12 protein-coding genes are annotated in these 15155 nt (G+C 36.7%); 4 read left to right on the top strand and 8 right to left on the bottom strand.

The window, feature by feature from the left end; translation table 11 throughout:
- The first annotated feature begins 130 nt into the window (after positions 1–130).
- The 3 genes from EKL97_RS00715 to EKL97_RS00705 all read left to right on the top strand — a co-directional run bounded on the left by EKL97_RS00715 (position 131) and on the right by EKL97_RS00705 (position 2079).
- Complete coding sequence (locus EKL97_RS00715) at positions 131–778, top strand: metal-dependent transcriptional regulator (protein ID WP_126567782.1); 648 nt, start codon at positions 131–133, stop codon at positions 776–778.
- 2 nt (positions 779–780) lie between these two features.
- On the top strand, positions 781–1599 hold the full coding sequence (locus EKL97_RS00710) for a ZIP family metal transporter (protein WP_126457700.1): 819 nt from the start codon (positions 781–783) through the stop codon (positions 1597–1599).
- Between the two features lie 63 nt (positions 1600–1662).
- On the top strand, positions 1663–2079 hold the full coding sequence (locus EKL97_RS00705; RefSeq protein ID WP_126457699.1) for a hypothetical protein: 417 nt from the start codon (positions 1663–1665) through the stop codon (positions 2077–2079).
- A gap of 407 nt (positions 2080–2486) precedes the next feature.
- Here EKL97_RS00705 and EKL97_RS00700 read toward each other — a convergent pair whose 3' ends face one another.
- The 5 genes from EKL97_RS00700 to EKL97_RS00680 form a co-directional block, all read right to left on the bottom strand.
- On the bottom strand, positions 2487–2618 hold the full coding sequence (locus tag EKL97_RS00700) for a FeoB-associated Cys-rich membrane protein (protein WP_126457698.1): 132 nt from the start codon (positions 2616–2618) through the stop codon (positions 2487–2489).
- 67 nt (positions 2619–2685) lie between these two features.
- On the bottom strand, positions 2686–4914 hold the full coding sequence (locus EKL97_RS00695; protein ID WP_126552767.1) for a TonB-dependent receptor family protein: 2229 nt from the start codon (positions 4912–4914) through the stop codon (positions 2686–2688).
- 452 nt (positions 4915–5366) lie between these two features.
- On the bottom strand, positions 5367–7466 hold the full coding sequence (gene feoB, locus EKL97_RS00690; RefSeq protein WP_126457696.1) for a ferrous iron transport protein B: 2100 nt from the start codon (positions 7464–7466) through the stop codon (positions 5367–5369).
- Positions 7466–7705, bottom strand: a complete 240-nt coding sequence (locus tag EKL97_RS00685) for a ferrous iron transport protein A (protein ID WP_126457695.1) — start codon at positions 7703–7705, stop codon at positions 7466–7468. The genes feoB and EKL97_RS00685 overlap by 1 nt, the downstream gene beginning before the upstream one ends.
- 155 nt (positions 7706–7860) lie before the next feature.
- Positions 7861–8526 carry an SCO family protein gene (locus EKL97_RS00680; protein WP_126567780.1) on the bottom strand — a complete coding sequence of 222 codons (666 nt, stop codon included), beginning with the start codon at positions 8524–8526 and terminating at the stop codon, positions 7861–7863.
- Positions 8527–8664: 138 nt separating this feature from the next.
- Here EKL97_RS00680 and EKL97_RS00675 point away from each other — a divergent pair, with 138 nt between their 5' ends.
- Positions 8665–10728, top strand: coding sequence for a M13 family metallopeptidase (locus tag EKL97_RS00675; protein WP_126452174.1), 2064 nt, complete (start codon positions 8665–8667; stop codon positions 10726–10728).
- A gap of 147 nt (positions 10729–10875) precedes the next feature.
- On the opposite strand, the gene EKL97_RS00670 is transcribed toward EKL97_RS00675, so the two are convergent.
- The 3 genes from EKL97_RS00670 to EKL97_RS00660 form a co-directional block, all read right to left on the bottom strand.
- A complete protein-coding gene (locus EKL97_RS00670) occupies positions 10876–11817 on the bottom strand; it encodes a DMT family transporter (protein WP_233579252.1) in 942 nt (313 codons plus the stop codon).
- Position 11818: 1 nt separating this feature from the next.
- Positions 11819–12622, bottom strand: coding sequence for an SDR family NAD(P)-dependent oxidoreductase (locus EKL97_RS00665; protein WP_126567779.1), 804 nt, complete (start codon positions 12620–12622; stop codon positions 11819–11821).
- 120 nt (positions 12623–12742) lie between these two features.
- Entirely contained in the window at positions 12743–15133 is a 2391-nt protein-coding gene (locus tag EKL97_RS00660) for a M28 family peptidase (RefSeq protein WP_317125225.1), read from the bottom strand.
- Between the last annotated feature and the right edge of the window lie 22 nt (positions 15134–15155).

Raw genomic sequence — 15155 nt, 5'->3', positions numbered from 1 at the left:
ATATTTTGCAAAACCAATTTTTTAATTACATTTGTATCAATAACTTAATTGGTTTAGTGAGAAGTCTTCAAGAAGAAATCAATAAATTGATTTGTATTAAAATTTAAAAAGAGTATTCAAAAAACATAGCATGACCTTTTCAGAAGAAAATTATCTCAAGACCATTTACCACCTTACGGCTGTTTCAGAGGTGGATATCAGCACCAATGCGATTGCCGAAAAAATAGAAATCAAGGCGTCATCCGTTACCGATATGCTCAAGAAACTCGCCGAAAAAGAGTTAGTCAACTACATCAAATACCAAGGTGTTTCCCTTACTGATCAGGGACAATTAGCCGCTAAAATGATTGTTCGAAAGCACCGGCTTTGGGAAACTTTTTTAGTTGAAAAATTAGATTTTTCATGGGATGAAGTGCATGATCTTGCGGAACAATTGGAACACATCAAATCTGAAAAACTCATCAATAAGTTAGATGATTTTCTGGGAAATCCCACTGAAGATCCACATGGAGATCCGATTCCGGATGCTAACGGAAGAATTATAAAAGTAGACAAACAACTGCTTTCTGAATTCGAGAAAAACCAAATCGGGATTTGTATGGGTGTCAAAGATACATCTTCTGATTTTTTAAAATATTTAGACAAACAAGAAATCGCTTTGGGTTCCCAAATTGAAATTATCGAAAAGGAAAGTTTTGATTCCTCTTTGAGAATTCGGGTTGGAACAAAAGAAATAACGGTTTCAAATAAAATAGCCAGTAATATATACATCAAATAATTATGTTTCAATCTGTAGTAGATTATTTTACGAGTATCGACCCAATATTAGCCGCTTTGTATGCGAGTTTATTCACTTGGTTTCTTACGGCCTTAGGAGCCTCGTTTGTTTTTTTGTTTAAAACCATGAACCGGACGGTACTGGACGGAATGCTCGGATTTACCGGGGGCGTAATGGTTGCTGCAAGTTTTTGGAGTTTATTGGCTCCAGCTATAGAAATGACCGGCGGCGAAGGTTTTCAAAAAGTGATTCCCGCAGCTTTTGGTTTTTTTCTTGGTGCCTTGTTCATTTTTGGGATTGATAAAGTATTGCCACATCTTCACATTAATTTTAAAGTTACGGAGGGAATTAAATCGCCTTGGCAGCGTACTACATTACTGGTTTCGGCAATTACACTGCACAATATACCTGAAGGATTGGCCGTAGGGGTTCTTTTTGGGGGAGTGGCTGCCGGGATTCCGGAGGCTTCCATTGCGGGCGCTGTTACCTTGGCCATTGGTATTGGAATTCAGAATTTCCCCGAAGGAATTGCCGTGGCCATGCCGTTGCGTCGTATGGGAATGAGTAGAAGAAAAAGCTTTATGTACGGACAATCATCAGCTTTGGTAGAACCTGTTGCTGCTGTTTTAGGCGCTTTTGCAGTCACGTTTTTTACCCCAATTTTACCGTACGCTTTGGCTTTTGCCGCAGGCGCAATGATTTTTGTAGTTGTGGAAGAAGTGATACCGGAAACGCAACAGGATAAAAATACCGATATTGCCACACTGGGATTTGTTGGCGGATTTATAGTGATGATGGTTCTGGATGTGGCTTTGGGATAGGGTTTTTAATTTTTGCCATTTGTTATTAAAAAGAAGCGTAGCTTTATCTTTTAAACCGCGTTTATGAAAAAGTCAGTAGTATTCCTTTGTATGATTATCAGCAGTGCAGTTTTGGCGCAAATCCCAAAATCCCAAAAGGTCAAATACAGTACAATACATCAGAAAATATGTCCCAATCAAAAAGGTTTTCAGTTGGTTCTAAAATCGATTTCTTCCGATTCCCGTTGTCCGGAAGGGGTTACTTGTATTTGGGAAGGGGAAGTTTCGGGAGTCGTTTCTGTTTACAAAGATTCAAAATTAATTGAAAACAAGATATTGGTTTTTTCGATGAAAAACGAAAAAGAAAATAAAGAGTGGTTTTCTAAATATTTGCCTAAAAAGCAAAAAAACATAAAAAACTATAGTGTTCTTCCGTATCCAAAAGAAGGTGTCAAAATCAACCCGAGTGAATACTATGTGAAAATTGGGTATTTAAAATAACTTTTTATATCACTACTGAATGACTGCATATCACTATAGCAAAATGAAAAATATTTTCATTGGGATTAAATATATATAACTTATATATCAGATTTTTGTTAAAATTATGATGGTCTAATCGCATACGGATTACTAATTCATAATAGTACCATAATTTCAATTTTTGTAGGGATAAAACTAAAATCATGTTCAAAGTCAAATTAGATACGAGTTCAAATTTGAAAACATTTTCTAAAACATACAAACGTAAACTGTTGATATTGAGTCTAAAAATTCATTCTATTAAAGTACCGCACTTTTTTTATATTTTAAAGAAAGCACAGACTTATTGTTTTTTAAGATAGTTCAGACTACTACCAAACATTTTACATGGGCTCTTTTTTAACGTTTAAATACGAAATAAAATTTTAATGGCAGCCGCAATCACCACCACTGCCACAATTTTTATCTGATTTTTTCTTTTTGAGGAAGAATTTTTTAATCAAAAAAGCAAGTGCTATTCCAAGGGCAAAAAAAGCTAAAATTTCTTGAATATCCATATTGTAAAAATAAGAAAAAGCAACCAAAAGAGGTTGCTTTTTTGAGTTAAACTAATGAGAAAGTTTTTTACAACTGTGCCATAATTCCAAAATTGATGTTAAAAGGCATTCCAGGTCTTAATCCTGCTGGAACTCTTGAAACGGCATACTTTTCATTCATTAAATTAATGATATTCGACATCAGGCTCACTTTTTGACTAAGGTGGTATCTTGCTGAGAAATCTACAATAAAATTATTGTTTACTTTGTTTTGGGACGGAATAGTTCCCGTTCCTGCCAATGTTCTAAACGCATCTACATATTTTCCACTGATGGCCAAATTGAATTTTTCTGTTTCGAAAGCGGCAGTCAGAGCAAATTGATTTTTGGCGATGTACGGAATCTCATCTCCACGTGTTACATTTCCCCATATTGGGCTGTTAAAGTTACTATTTAATTTCGTATCCGTCAGAGTATAGGAAAAGCTAAGCGGTAGTTTATATCCTTTTTCTGAATTTTTCAGGATTTCATACGTGGCCAAAAATTCAATTCCCTTTACGATTGCAGCACCTGCATTGAATAAATCTCCAGTTCCAGTTCCGCCACCGGACATGTTATCCGAACCTTGTAAATTAGAAAAATCATTGTAATAGCCAATCAATTCTCCGTAAAAGGCATTTTTTTGAAAGCGAAAACCCAGTTCTGAGTTGATACTGTTTTCGGCATCTTCTCCAACTTTAGCGCCCGGAGGAGAAAACCCTTTGTGAACACTCGTAAACACATTGTAATCTTCATTTATTTTATACAGAATTCCCATTCCCGGTATCCAAACATCAGAACGGTTATTTGCATTTACGATATTTGTCCCGGTTCTTGTAATATCGTTGCTCCCGTAATTAATCGATTCTAAATTGATATTTTCATATCGGACTCCTGGCGAGAACGTAAATTTGTCATAGGTAATCGTATAAAGCACATGAGCGGCAATTGCTTCGGCGTAGGTAATCCTATTTGCATCTGTGCCTGGAGTTCCGTTTGAAGTTCTATTCATCACTCCATTTTGTATGGCGTATCCGTCAACCCATTGAAAGCGATCTTCATAATCTTCGTGGTAGCGAAATCCAAAATCAAAATCGTGTTTCAGCGCTCCTGTTGCAAAATTATAATTGGCTACTGATTGGATTCCTTTGGCCTCGTACATCCGATTGTTGGCTTTAACTAATAAAGCATTATCAGCAGTGTTATTAGCTCCTGTTAAAGCTAAATATTCCGCATTATACTTTATTGGATCAATTAATATAGAATTGATTCCTACTTTTGTAGTTCCAAGTTTTAAGGCATCAAGTTTATACCAATTTCTGGCAAAATCATTCTTGTAGGCCTTTGTGGTGATGTTGAAATTTTTTGAGGGTTGAATAAAATGGGTCAACATGATTTGTTTGTGCTCCGTATCAAGATAATCTTCATTTGATCCGGCATACCTTCTGTAAGGACTCTTGTTGTAATCGTCTTCGGTCAAACCAAGGTAAGTTTCATTGGCAAAATCTTCGCCAAACTGGACTTTAGCGGTTAAGGATTGAAAGATTTTGGCATCGAGATCCGTATTAATTCTAAATTTAGCAACATAATCATTTCCCTGAAAACCGGTGTTTTTAGAACTGTTGTCTATTTTTTTAAATCCGTCTGAATTTCGGTTGTTGTATTCTAAAACGTAACCAAAATTTTTGCGTTCATCTCCAATATTTACGTATGTTTTTTTGGTATTGAAACTACCAATGCTGGCTACAACTCGGGCTTTGAAACGATTTGGGATTTGAGTAGAAACCATATTGATGGCGCCGCCGGTAGTATAAGGACCGTATTGTATTTGACTTCCTCCTTTTACAATTTCGAAAGACTGCATTCTGTTTACTGTTGGGAAATAATACGCGGCAGGAGCGGCATAAGGAGCAGGTGCTATTAGAACGCCATCCTCCATTAGTGTAATTTTACTCGAACGATCTGGGCTGGTTCCTCTCATACCAATATTTGGGCGGAGTCCAAACCCTTCTTCTTCCTGAATATTGATGCCGGGAACGGTTCTTAGAATCCTGGAAACATCATCATAATTAAAGGTTTTTAATTCTTTTGGAGAGATAAAATATGTTGATCCGGCTTTATTTTTGGCTTTAAATTTACTTCCAATGATCGCATCGGTGGTAATAATAACTTCGTTTAAACTTTCAATACTATCTTTTTGAGTTTTTGTAAGTTCCTTTTCTTGTGCAAACAAAACGGACGTAATTAATAGCGAGCCGATAATTATAATATTTTTCATTTTTATTTAGATTAATTCTACACTGCAAATGTAGAACCTAAATCTTATTTAGACAAATTAAAAATAATAAAAATTTGACATTTTAACTTTTGTTGACATATAAGTAATGAGATTAAAATAATGTCGTATTTGTTTTTAACTCAACCTCAGTCTTTATTGAAGGTTTGACATTATAATATGTGACAATATATCGTTCCTATTACTTAGTTCTCATAAAGGAATTAAATTTATGAGTCTTAAAAGCATGTATAACCAAGTGCTTTATCCTATTTTGCTTGATCTTCTTAATTTCTTTTGCTGCTAATTCGCAAATTGTTTATCCAACTTGGAGTTATTTAATAAGTAATCAAATCGCACGGCAAAAGGCTAAGATCTGCATTTTAATTTTTTTAAATTTTAGCTTTTTTCACTCACACTCATACGAGTGATTTTAAAACCATTGTAGTGTGTGATTACTTTAAAATTTGGTATGCAATTAAAGCAACAACATACGCAAATCCGGACATAAAGATCAATTGTCCTGCCGGCCATTTCCAGGAATTGGTTTCTTTTTTAGTAACGGCGAGTGTACTGGCGCATTGCAAAGCAAAAGCATAAAAAAGTAATAGTGATATTCCGGAAGCAAAATTAAAAACCTTTTCTCCGGTAACCGGATTAATCTCGGCAGCCATTTTATTTTTAATAGTAACTTCATTATCGCTACCACCCACACTGTAAATAGTGGCTAATGTTCCCACAAAAACCTCCCTGGCGGCAAAGGAACTGATGATGGCAATTCCTATTTTCCAGTCGTAACCCAGAGGAGAAATAGCAGGTTCAATGGCTTTTCCCATGATTCCGATATAAGAGTTTTCCAGTTTTTGGGAGGCCACTGCATTCTCAAATTCAGCTTCAGGTAACGGATTATTTTTGGTGTTTTCAGTGACAATGGTTTCTGCATCATTGAATTTTTCTCCTGGTCCGTACGAAGCTAAGAACCATAAAACTATAGAAATAGCCAGTATGATTTTTCCGGCACCAAAAACAAAGGCTTTTGTTTTTTCGATCACATTAATACCTACGTTTTTGAAAAGCGGTAATTTATAATTGGGCATTTCTACCACAAAGTATGTTTTTCCTTTTATTTTAAGGATTTTATTCAATATGTACGCTGAAAAAATAGCCGTTCCAAAACCCAAAAGATACAACAGCATCAAGGTCATTCCTTGCATGTTCAGAAAACCCAAAACACGAGTATCCGGAATTACCAGAGCAATGATTATGGCATAAACAGGTAATCTGGCGGAGCAGGTCGTGAATGGGGTGACCAGGATGGTGATCAATCGTTCTTTCCAGTTTTCAATGTTTCGGGTTGCCATAATTGCCGGAATCGCACAGGCCGTACCGGAAATAAGTGGGACTACACTTTTCCCTGATAATCCAAATTTACGCATAATTTTATCCATCAGGAAAACAACTCGGCTCATGTAACCGCTTTCTTCAAGAATTGAAATAAACATAAATAGGAAAGCAATTTGAGGGATGAAGATCAAAATACCTCCAATTCCAGGAATTATTCCCTGCGAAATTAGATTGGTTAAAACGCCGGCCGGTAATTGCTCGGCAGCAAGAGCGCTTATTGTAGCAAAGGTACCGTCAATGAAATCCATTGGAATTTTAGACCATTCGAAAATAGATTGAAAAATAACAAACAAAATCATGAAGAAAATCACATAACCCCAAATCTTGTGAGTCAGGACGCGATCCAGTTTGCTGCGAAAATCTTTAGCAATTGTCTCATCGACTTTTAATCCTGTTTTCAAGACGTCATTGATGAATTGGTAGCGTTTTATGGTTTCTTTTTGTTGCAAACGCTTTAGATCCGAATGCGATTTAGTAAATGAATTTCGGATTTCATTTCGGTCTAAATTCAGGAAATTGACGTCTTGAGTAATGACCAGCCATAATTTATACAAGAGCTGGTTGGGAAATGTTTTTCTTAAAGTATTAAAATATTCCGGATCAATGCTTGAGGCATTCAAGCAGGGTTCATTCGAAAGGGATTTGTAGTTGACTATCAATTTTTTTAGTTCATCAATTCCAAAACCTTTTCTCGAACTGATCAGCGCAATTTTTGTTTTTAAGTGCGCTTCAAGATACGGAATATCCAGCGTAATTCCTTTGAATTTCATTCTATCGGCCATGTTGATGACTAATATGGTTGGAATTTCAAGGTCTTTTATTTGGGTAAAAAGTAATAAATTTCGTTTTAGATTCTCCACATCCGTAACTACAAGGGCTACATCAGGGTATAATTTATCGTTTTTATTCAGTAATAATTCAATGACAACGTTTTCATCAATCGAACTGGCATTTAGGCTGTAGGTTCCCGGTAAATCCAAGATATTAGCCTTGATGTTATTGGGTAATTTGCAAAAACCCATCTTTTTTTCAACGGTAATTCCAGGGTAATTCCCTACTTGTTGATTCAAACCCGTCAATTGATTAAAAACAGAGGTTTTTCCGGTGTTAGGATTTCCAATTAAAGCAACATTGATATTTTGATTGGTCATTATAAATTGGTTTTTAGTATTTCAACTTCAATCTCACGGGCAGTTTCCAATCGGATAGCAACGTGTGAACCATTGATGTTTAAATATAAAGGATCGCCAAAAGGAGCAATTTGAAGTAATTCTACCAGATTGCCCGGTAAGCAACCCATTTCCAATAATTTTAATGGAACTGTATCAATGTCAAAGTCTTTTATAATGGCCTTTTCGCCTTTTTTGAGAGAATTTATCGTTGTTTGCAAACCTTATTTAGATTGAATTAAGATTGCAAAAATACACATTTTAATACAAATAAAAATGATAAATATCACATTTAAACCTTAATTAAGACAAAAAAAATGCATGGATTGGGATGGGATTTATCAGAAAAGGCGAAGAAATTAAAGGTCAATTAATCTTATTCGGCACTCAAAAAATGAATGTCGTCGATTAATCGTTTCATGTCTTCTTTGTTAGTACCGTCATAAAACCCACGAACTCTTTTTTTAGTATCTACCAATACAAAATTTTCCGTGTGAACCATGTCGTATAATTCGCTTGGTTCTCCCAGTTTAACGGCCAAATACGATTTTCTGGCCATCTCATAAATTTCTTTTTTATCGCCGGTGACTAAATTCCATTTTGAAGCATCTACCTTATATTTTTTGGCGTAAGCCTTCAAAACCGGAACGCTGTCCGTCTCCGGAAAAACAGTATGCGACAATAACTTCACCTTGGGGTCATTGGCAAAAACTTTCTGGATATCCGATAAATTGGTGGTCATTTTTGGACAAATGGAGCCGCAAGTGGTAAAGAAAAAATCAGCCACATATATTTTTCCTTCATAGTCTTTTTGGGTGATGGTTTTTCCGTTTTGGTTGACAAACGAAAAATCAGCAATGGTATGGTATTTACTTTTATACTGAATCGTACTGTCTACTAATTCCGGATTTACATCAGAAGGATTAAAAATAGGAAGTGTTTTTTTTGGCTTTAAGGCCGAATAAAATAAGGATAAAACGACTGCAGAAAAAACCAGGAAGACGCCTAAAAAGATTCGGTATTTTTTTAAAATTCGTAACATAATGTTATTTTAATACAAAAATACGAAAACGAAATTTGTTTTTAATTCAAATTAACACAATCTTATTGGGATAAAATTTAACAAGAAGTTAAAAGTTTTATTGATAGCTTTGTAAAACTAACTAAATATATATTAAAAATGAAAAAGAACATCAATAAGCAGTTGCTTTTTGTGATTCCTGCAATCATGGGTTTTACGGTAAGTCAAGCCCAGAACACAGCCGTGGCGAAAGAGCCAGGAATCAATGTGAACCACATGGACAAGAATGTACAACCCAACAATGATTTTTTTCGCTATGTGAATGGAACATGGTTGGATAATACAGAAATTCCAGCTGATAGAACCCGTTGGGGAAGTTTTGATGAATTGCGTCAAAAAACAGATGCCGATGCTTTGGCAATCTTGAAGGAAGCCACTAAGAATCCGAGTTATAAATCAAATACTGATCAAGGGAAAGCCGTTAATTTATACCAGTCGATATTAGATACCATAGGAAGAAATAAGCTTGGGATAGCGCCTTTAAAGCCGTATTTGACAAAAATAAACGCAGTTAAAAATGCGAAAGACCTAGAGGCATTATTAATTGAAATGGAGCCAATTGGCGGTATTGGATTTGTGGGAGCCAGTGTAGGCACTGATGCAAAGAACAGCAATAGAAATGTAATTAATGTAGGATTGGGTAGCGTAGGTTTGCCAGACAGAGATTATTATGTTTCTGAAGATGCCGACTCTAAAGAAAAACGAGCTAAATACGTGCTTCACGTTGCTAAAATGTTACAGTACCTTGGTGATACTCCGGTAGTTGCTAAAGCGAATGCCGAAAAAATCCTGGCACTTGAAATCGCCATGTCTAAACCAAGATTGGATAGAGTAGAAAGAAGAGACCGTCGTAAATCATACAACCCAATGACGGTTAAAGATTTACAAAAACTGACGCCTTCAATCAACTGGGATAATTATTTCACAAAAATAGGATTGCCTAAAGTGGATTCCTTGATAGTGTCGCAGCCTAAATATATGACTGCTTTAGAAACAATTTTCAAAGAAAATAAAGTAGAAGACTGGAAAGCATACATGCGTTGGACTTTATTAAACAGAGCATCAAGTCAATTGTCAACTACTATTGAAGACGCAAACTGGGAGTTTTACGGAAAAACCCTGACGGGCGCTGTAAGTCAAAGACCACGTGACGAAAGAGCACTTCAAACCATCAACGGAACGGTTGGAGAAGCGTTAGGGAAATTATATGTAGAGAAAATGTTTCCGGCTGAAGCCAAAGCCAAAGCGGAAAAAATGATCAAAAATATATTTCTTGCTTTCGAAAACCGAATCAATAATTTGCCTTGGATGTCTACAGAAACTAAGGTAAGTGCACTTGCTAAACTGCATAAATCAAGAATAAAAATTGGATATCCAGACAAATGGAAAGATTATTCAGCCTTGACCATTAAAAGTCCAAAAGAAGGCGGAACGTATTTTGATAATGTTAAAAACTTGGCAAAATGGCGTTTTGAAGAAAATATAGCTGAATTGAACAAGCCAGTCGATAAAGAAAAATGGGGCATGTCTCCACAAACGGTGAACGCCTATTTCAACCCATCAAATAATGAAATTGTATTTCCAGCAGCTATTTTGCAACCGCCTTTTTATAATTATCAAGCAGATGAAGCCGTAAATTATGGTGGAATTGGAGCCGTTATCGGGCATGAAATTTCACATGGGTTTGATGATTCGGGATCGCGTTACAATGCTGACGGAAACTTAGTAGATTGGTGGACCGCTGAAGATTTGAAACAATTCTCTGCTTTAACAGGAGCGCTTGCAGCTCAATACAGCGCTTTGCAACCTATTCCAGGAACTTTTGTAGATGGTAAATTCACGCTTGGTGAAAACATTGGAGATTTAGGAGGCGTAAATGCCGCTTATGATGGTTTGCAATTGTACCTGAAAGCAAACGGAAACCCGGGATTAATCGATGGATATACTCCGGAACAACGGTTCTTTATTTCCTGGTCAACGATCTGGCGTTCCAAAATGCGTGATGAAGCCTTGAAAAATCAAGTGAAAACAGATCCGCATTCTCCAGGAATGTACCGTGCGTATGTGCCTTTGCAAAATATTGATACGTTTTATCAAGCCTTTGATATTAAAGAAAATGATGGAATGTACATTGCTCCAGAAAAGAGAGTAAAAATCTGGTAGAAATTATTCACCAGAGTATGATCCTGATGTGATTTCTCCTTAGTCGAATGACACAGAGACGTAGCTTCAGTCCAGAAAAAAATACAGGTATAAAAATTATCTTGTAGTATGAAAAAGTTCCATTTGCCTGAGCAAATGGGACTTTTTTTATTCTGTTTTGATACTGTTTTTTCGGGTTCTTCTCAGCGAATAATTCACCAGATACAAGCCAAATAAGGTGACGCCACCTCCTACGGCTATGGCAGTATTGAGGGTTTCCCCAAAGATTATTGCGCCTAAAATCACGGCAATAATTGGGTTGATATAGGAATACACACTACTGATCTCCGCAGGAAGATTTTGAAGAGCATAAATAAAGGCAATGAAAGTAAGTATGGAACCAAAAACAACTAAATAAGCGATAGACCACCAGGAAGCAGCAGGAATTTCGCTTAATTTGACGGAAATTCCAGTTGCGCCAGTGTAGGCGAAAACTAAAATACTAGAAATAAACATTTGCAGTCCCAAACTAAAATACGGATTAAAAGTGGCTGCTTTTTTCTTCGTGTACAAGGTGCCAAAAGCCCAAGTTAAAGTAGAAATTATGGAAATGATTATTCCAAATCTGAAACTAGGAATCAAAAAATCACTCAGGTGGTCGTAAAAAATCACACAAACCCCACTGAAACTGATAATCAAACCCACAACTGATACTCTGGATAATCGTTCGCCTCTAAAAAAAGTAATGATCACAATCCATAAAGGGACACAAGCGCCAATAATTGCGCCTAGACCACTACTGATATACTTGACGCCCCAAGTGCTTAATCCGTTGCTTAAAACAAAATTAAGAATGCTTAGAATGATGATCGTTTTCCATTGTTTTCCCTTTGGCCAAGGCGCCTTTTTAAATAAAAAATAGGAAATATACAGGAATCCTCCTAAAAATTGTCTGATGGCGACAAGTTGTAAGGCGGGCATGTGTTTCACGCCTTCTTTAGAAGCAATCCAGGTAGTTCCCCAAAAAAAACTGACCCAACACAAAGCCAAAATTGGCAGTCCAATAGTGTCTATTTTGGACGAAACGGCATTCTTAATTTTAGTTCTCACATTACAAATTTGGTTTCGTAAAAGTATACTTTAAAACCGTTTCTATGCGAGCACTCAAAATTATTTTTCCAGTTGAATTTTCTTCAGAATTAAATTTTGGCAAAGCTAAATCCAGATCCTTCGCTTTTTGGGTGTAGTACTGTTCTCGAGAAGGATGAAATGGAGCCACTGCATTGAAGGTTTCATTCCATGAATCCGTTTCAATAATTTTTTCAATGATTCCAATACAATCGTCTTGATGAATTAAGTTAATGGTTGCATTAGGGTTGTCAAGATTTTCTCTGCCGGCCAAGAATTTTACAGGATGGCGGTCCTGGCCAATTAATCCGCCAAAACGCAATACCGTCGTTTTAAAATGACTGTTGTTTAGCAAAAGCTGTTCTGTTTCCAGTAATTGTTTGCCGCTTTCCGTATCCGGTTTTGGGATAGTTTCTTCAGTAACAAAAATAGCTTCATCATTATAAACAGATGTCGAACTGATGAAAAGTACGTTTTCAACAGAAGATTTTTCGATAGATGGAATCATATTTCTAATCTTGGCAACAAAGTTTTCTTGCGCTAAACCACGAAGTTTTGGTGGGACATCAATGATTAAAATTTTAGAATTTTCCAGAAAATCAGAAAGGTTTCCTGTGGTTTTATTTTCTGAAAGCGCAATTAAGAAAGGAGCGATTCCGGCATTTTTCAATACGTCTAATTTCGCTGTAGAAGTCGTCGAGCCCTTCACGGAAAATCCTTTTGAAAGGAAGGCTTTCGCCAAAGGCAAACCCAGCCATCCGCAACCCAGAACACTAATTTTTGTCATTTTCGTTTTTTGTAATCAATCGTAATTTTCAAATTTATATGCGGTTACAATTGGTGGCCGTGCATTCTCATAAATTTAAATTTATTCAAGGTCATAAAATGTGACCTTAAAGAAATTCCATCATAATTTTTTCAAACTGTCTTTCACTACTGCTAAACTATCTTTTACAACAGGATTTGTTACAGTAGTATTCAAAGTATTCACAACAACCGGACTCGCTTTTATTTTTTGCCTAATGACAACCGCATCGTTCAAAACAAAAGGGGTTGGCATCATCCAGTTTTCTCTTTTCGTGATTTCAAATAAAGGATTGGAAAGTAGGTCAAAAGAACTTTCTAACAGTTCCATGTTGAACGCAGTTGCAGCATTAAAACTAAACTGCAATTCTAAAGGGGCGTTTCCTACCACATAATAACTCAATATCTTCTTTCCTTTTCGCTGGTAAATTGAATTTTTCCGACCTAGTGTAGTCACGCCATTCGCTTTTAAATTATGAAGTATCATTTTTTCATTGGCAAAAATGTCATAGCGATTAATGTTTCTGTTCGGGGAAATTTTTATTTTGACATGTCTTTGATTTCCTATAATTCGGTCTTCCAGAAATGCGATAGTTGGTTTCGGAATCGCTTTTTTAGGAGCTTTGGCAGCATAGGTAAAACCAGAATTGTATTTGCTAAACAACGGAATTTCGTTCAAATTGGTTGCCTTTTTCGGGTTTACACCCAAATAGCCTGTGGTCCAGGAATCGAGATTGGTGTCATACGTGGCCCAATTGGCTTGATCTGTGTCAGCATTATAGAGGTATAATAAACTATTTGACTTCGCTTTTCCGGGTTTGTATCCCGACTCTAAATGCGCTTTCGCAAAAAAGCCAATGGAAAGCAAAAGCAGGAGTATAGACCAGATTCCCTTTTTGGCGAAAGCCCCAAAAATAGGCAGCAATAATCCGAACATCAATACGGTAAGAAGGGCACTTCCAAACAATACCTTTAGTCCCAAACCGATAGGAAACATTTGGATAAAAGGAGCTATAATGATCAAAGCAGGAATGCTAAAAATAAGATTTAATGTTTCGCTTGATTTTTGAGTCACAATGAAAACCCCAAAAAGGAATAGACCAAAGTACACCGGAATAATCAAGAATCCAGCTCCCGGTAACATAAAAGCTATGATGGCATTAATCACAATCCAAATAAATAATGGCGCTACATAATGATTGATGTTGACTTTACGACATGAAAATAAATGATAAAACACCATGCTTATTGCTAAAGCCAGCAGTACGAAAGCAGCTATGTAAGCATGTCCGTTATAGGTAAATCCGTTCAGCAAATCCGTGTATTGAGGATAGACGAGCAGCAATCCTTTCCATCCAAAAAAGGTAATTATTCCCGTTGCCGTCAGGGAACCAAACAGCGGAATGAATCCTTTTACAATTTCTCGGGCTGATATAAGGCGTTTGGCTCTTCCTATAAATAATAGCGAAAGAAACAACGCTAAGGCCAGTAGAACCATAGGCAAAACCCAACTGAAAGGATAGCTTATAAAAGTGTATGGAATGGTAAAATAGACATACTCTTCACTGGATTGCACCGCATTTAAATCCGTATTGGAAAAATAATTTAACAACGGCATTAAATATGAACCCTGATGAGCCAGCGTATTTTTGTTTAAATGCTGGATGTCATCCTGAGCGGTATGGTAGTTAAAATGGTCGTCAATAAATGCAAAGTTATAGCCCTGAATATCGCCTTGTTCCCTAAAAACGGTCAAATCAGTGTCGTTGGGTAACATTTTATAAATACTGTACATCAAGGAATTAGATACTGGAAAAGTCGCTTTTGCAGCAGCAAACTCTTTTACTAATCCTGCATTTCCATTGTTAGTTTCCATCAGCATGTAGCTGGGGCCGGAAGAACCACGGGCTTCAAAGTTGAGTACCAGTCCCACTTGTTTTGCCCATTGATGTTGGGTTACAAAAAGTGCAGCACCATTAAGTCCTAACTCTTCTGCATCCGAAAACAGAATAATAATATCGTTTTTATGCGGGGTTTTATTGTATAAAAAAGCCCGAACACTTTCCAGAATTGTAGCTACACCGGAACCCGCATCACTAGCTCCAGGCGAGTAGGAATGGGGTGCGCTGTCATAGTGTGAAAGCAACAACAAGGCTTTGGAACTATTAGAACCTTTGATACGAGCCAAGATGTTTTTTGATTGTACAAGATTTCCCCAGTCACTTAGCGTATAGCCGGTTTGAACAGAAGTCTGCAGTCCTAACTTTTTTAGCTCTTTCAGGAGGTAATTTGCGACCACATCATGATTGTCGGAGCCTACATAATGAGGTTTTTTTGAAATGGATTTGATGTGATTCAAAGCCCTTTGGGTCGAAAACTCAGTAAGGGACCCTTGATCATTGGAAGTCCATTGCGGCATCATCGTAAAGTAGATTAACGCTAGGGTTACTGAAATAAACAAACCGGCAAAAATGGAGAAATAATCTTTTTTCATGGTAAGTAAGTGGATTTGGATG

The organism is Flavobacterium sp. LS1P28, assembly GCF_003970335.1.
In the GTDB taxonomy this organism is placed as follows: Bacteria; Bacteroidota; Bacteroidia; order Flavobacteriales; family Flavobacteriaceae; genus Flavobacterium.
Note: the sequence above shows the minus strand (reverse complement) of the source record. Positions and strands in the feature narration are given on the sequence as shown.

Bases quoted from the DNA above. Each gene is read 5' to 3' on its own strand.
- EKL97_RS00715 (WP_126567782.1), top strand. From the start codon at position 131: ATGACCTTTTCAGAAGAAAATTATCTCAAGACCATTTACCACCTTACG.
- EKL97_RS00710 (WP_126457700.1), top strand. From the start codon at position 781: ATGTTTCAATCTGTAGTAGATTATTTTACGAGTATCGACCCAATATTA.
- EKL97_RS00705 (WP_126457699.1), top strand. From the start codon at position 1,663: ATGAAAAAGTCAGTAGTATTCCTTTGTATGATTATCAGCAGTGCAGTT.
- EKL97_RS00700 (WP_126457698.1), bottom strand. From the start codon at position 2,618: ATGGATATTCAAGAAATTTTAGCTTTTTTTGCCCTTGGAATAGCACTT.
- EKL97_RS00695 (WP_126552767.1), bottom strand. From the start codon at position 4,914: ATGAAAAATATTATAATTATCGGCTCGCTATTAATTACGTCCGTTTTG.
- feoB (WP_126457696.1), bottom strand. From the start codon at position 7,466: ATGACCAATCAAAATATCAATGTTGCTTTAATTGGAAATCCTAACACC.
- EKL97_RS00680 (WP_126567780.1), bottom strand. From the start codon at position 8,526: ATGTTACGAATTTTAAAAAAATACCGAATCTTTTTAGGCGTCTTCCTG.
- EKL97_RS00675 (WP_126452174.1), top strand. From the start codon at position 8,665: ATGAAAAAGAACATCAATAAGCAGTTGCTTTTTGTGATTCCTGCAATC.
- EKL97_RS00665 (WP_126567779.1), bottom strand. From the start codon at position 12,622: ATGACAAAAATTAGTGTTCTGGGTTGCGGATGGCTGGGTTTGCCTTTG.
- EKL97_RS00660 (WP_317125225.1), bottom strand. From the start codon at position 15,133: ATGAAAAAAGATTATTTCTCCATTTTTGCCGGTTTGTTTATTTCAGTA.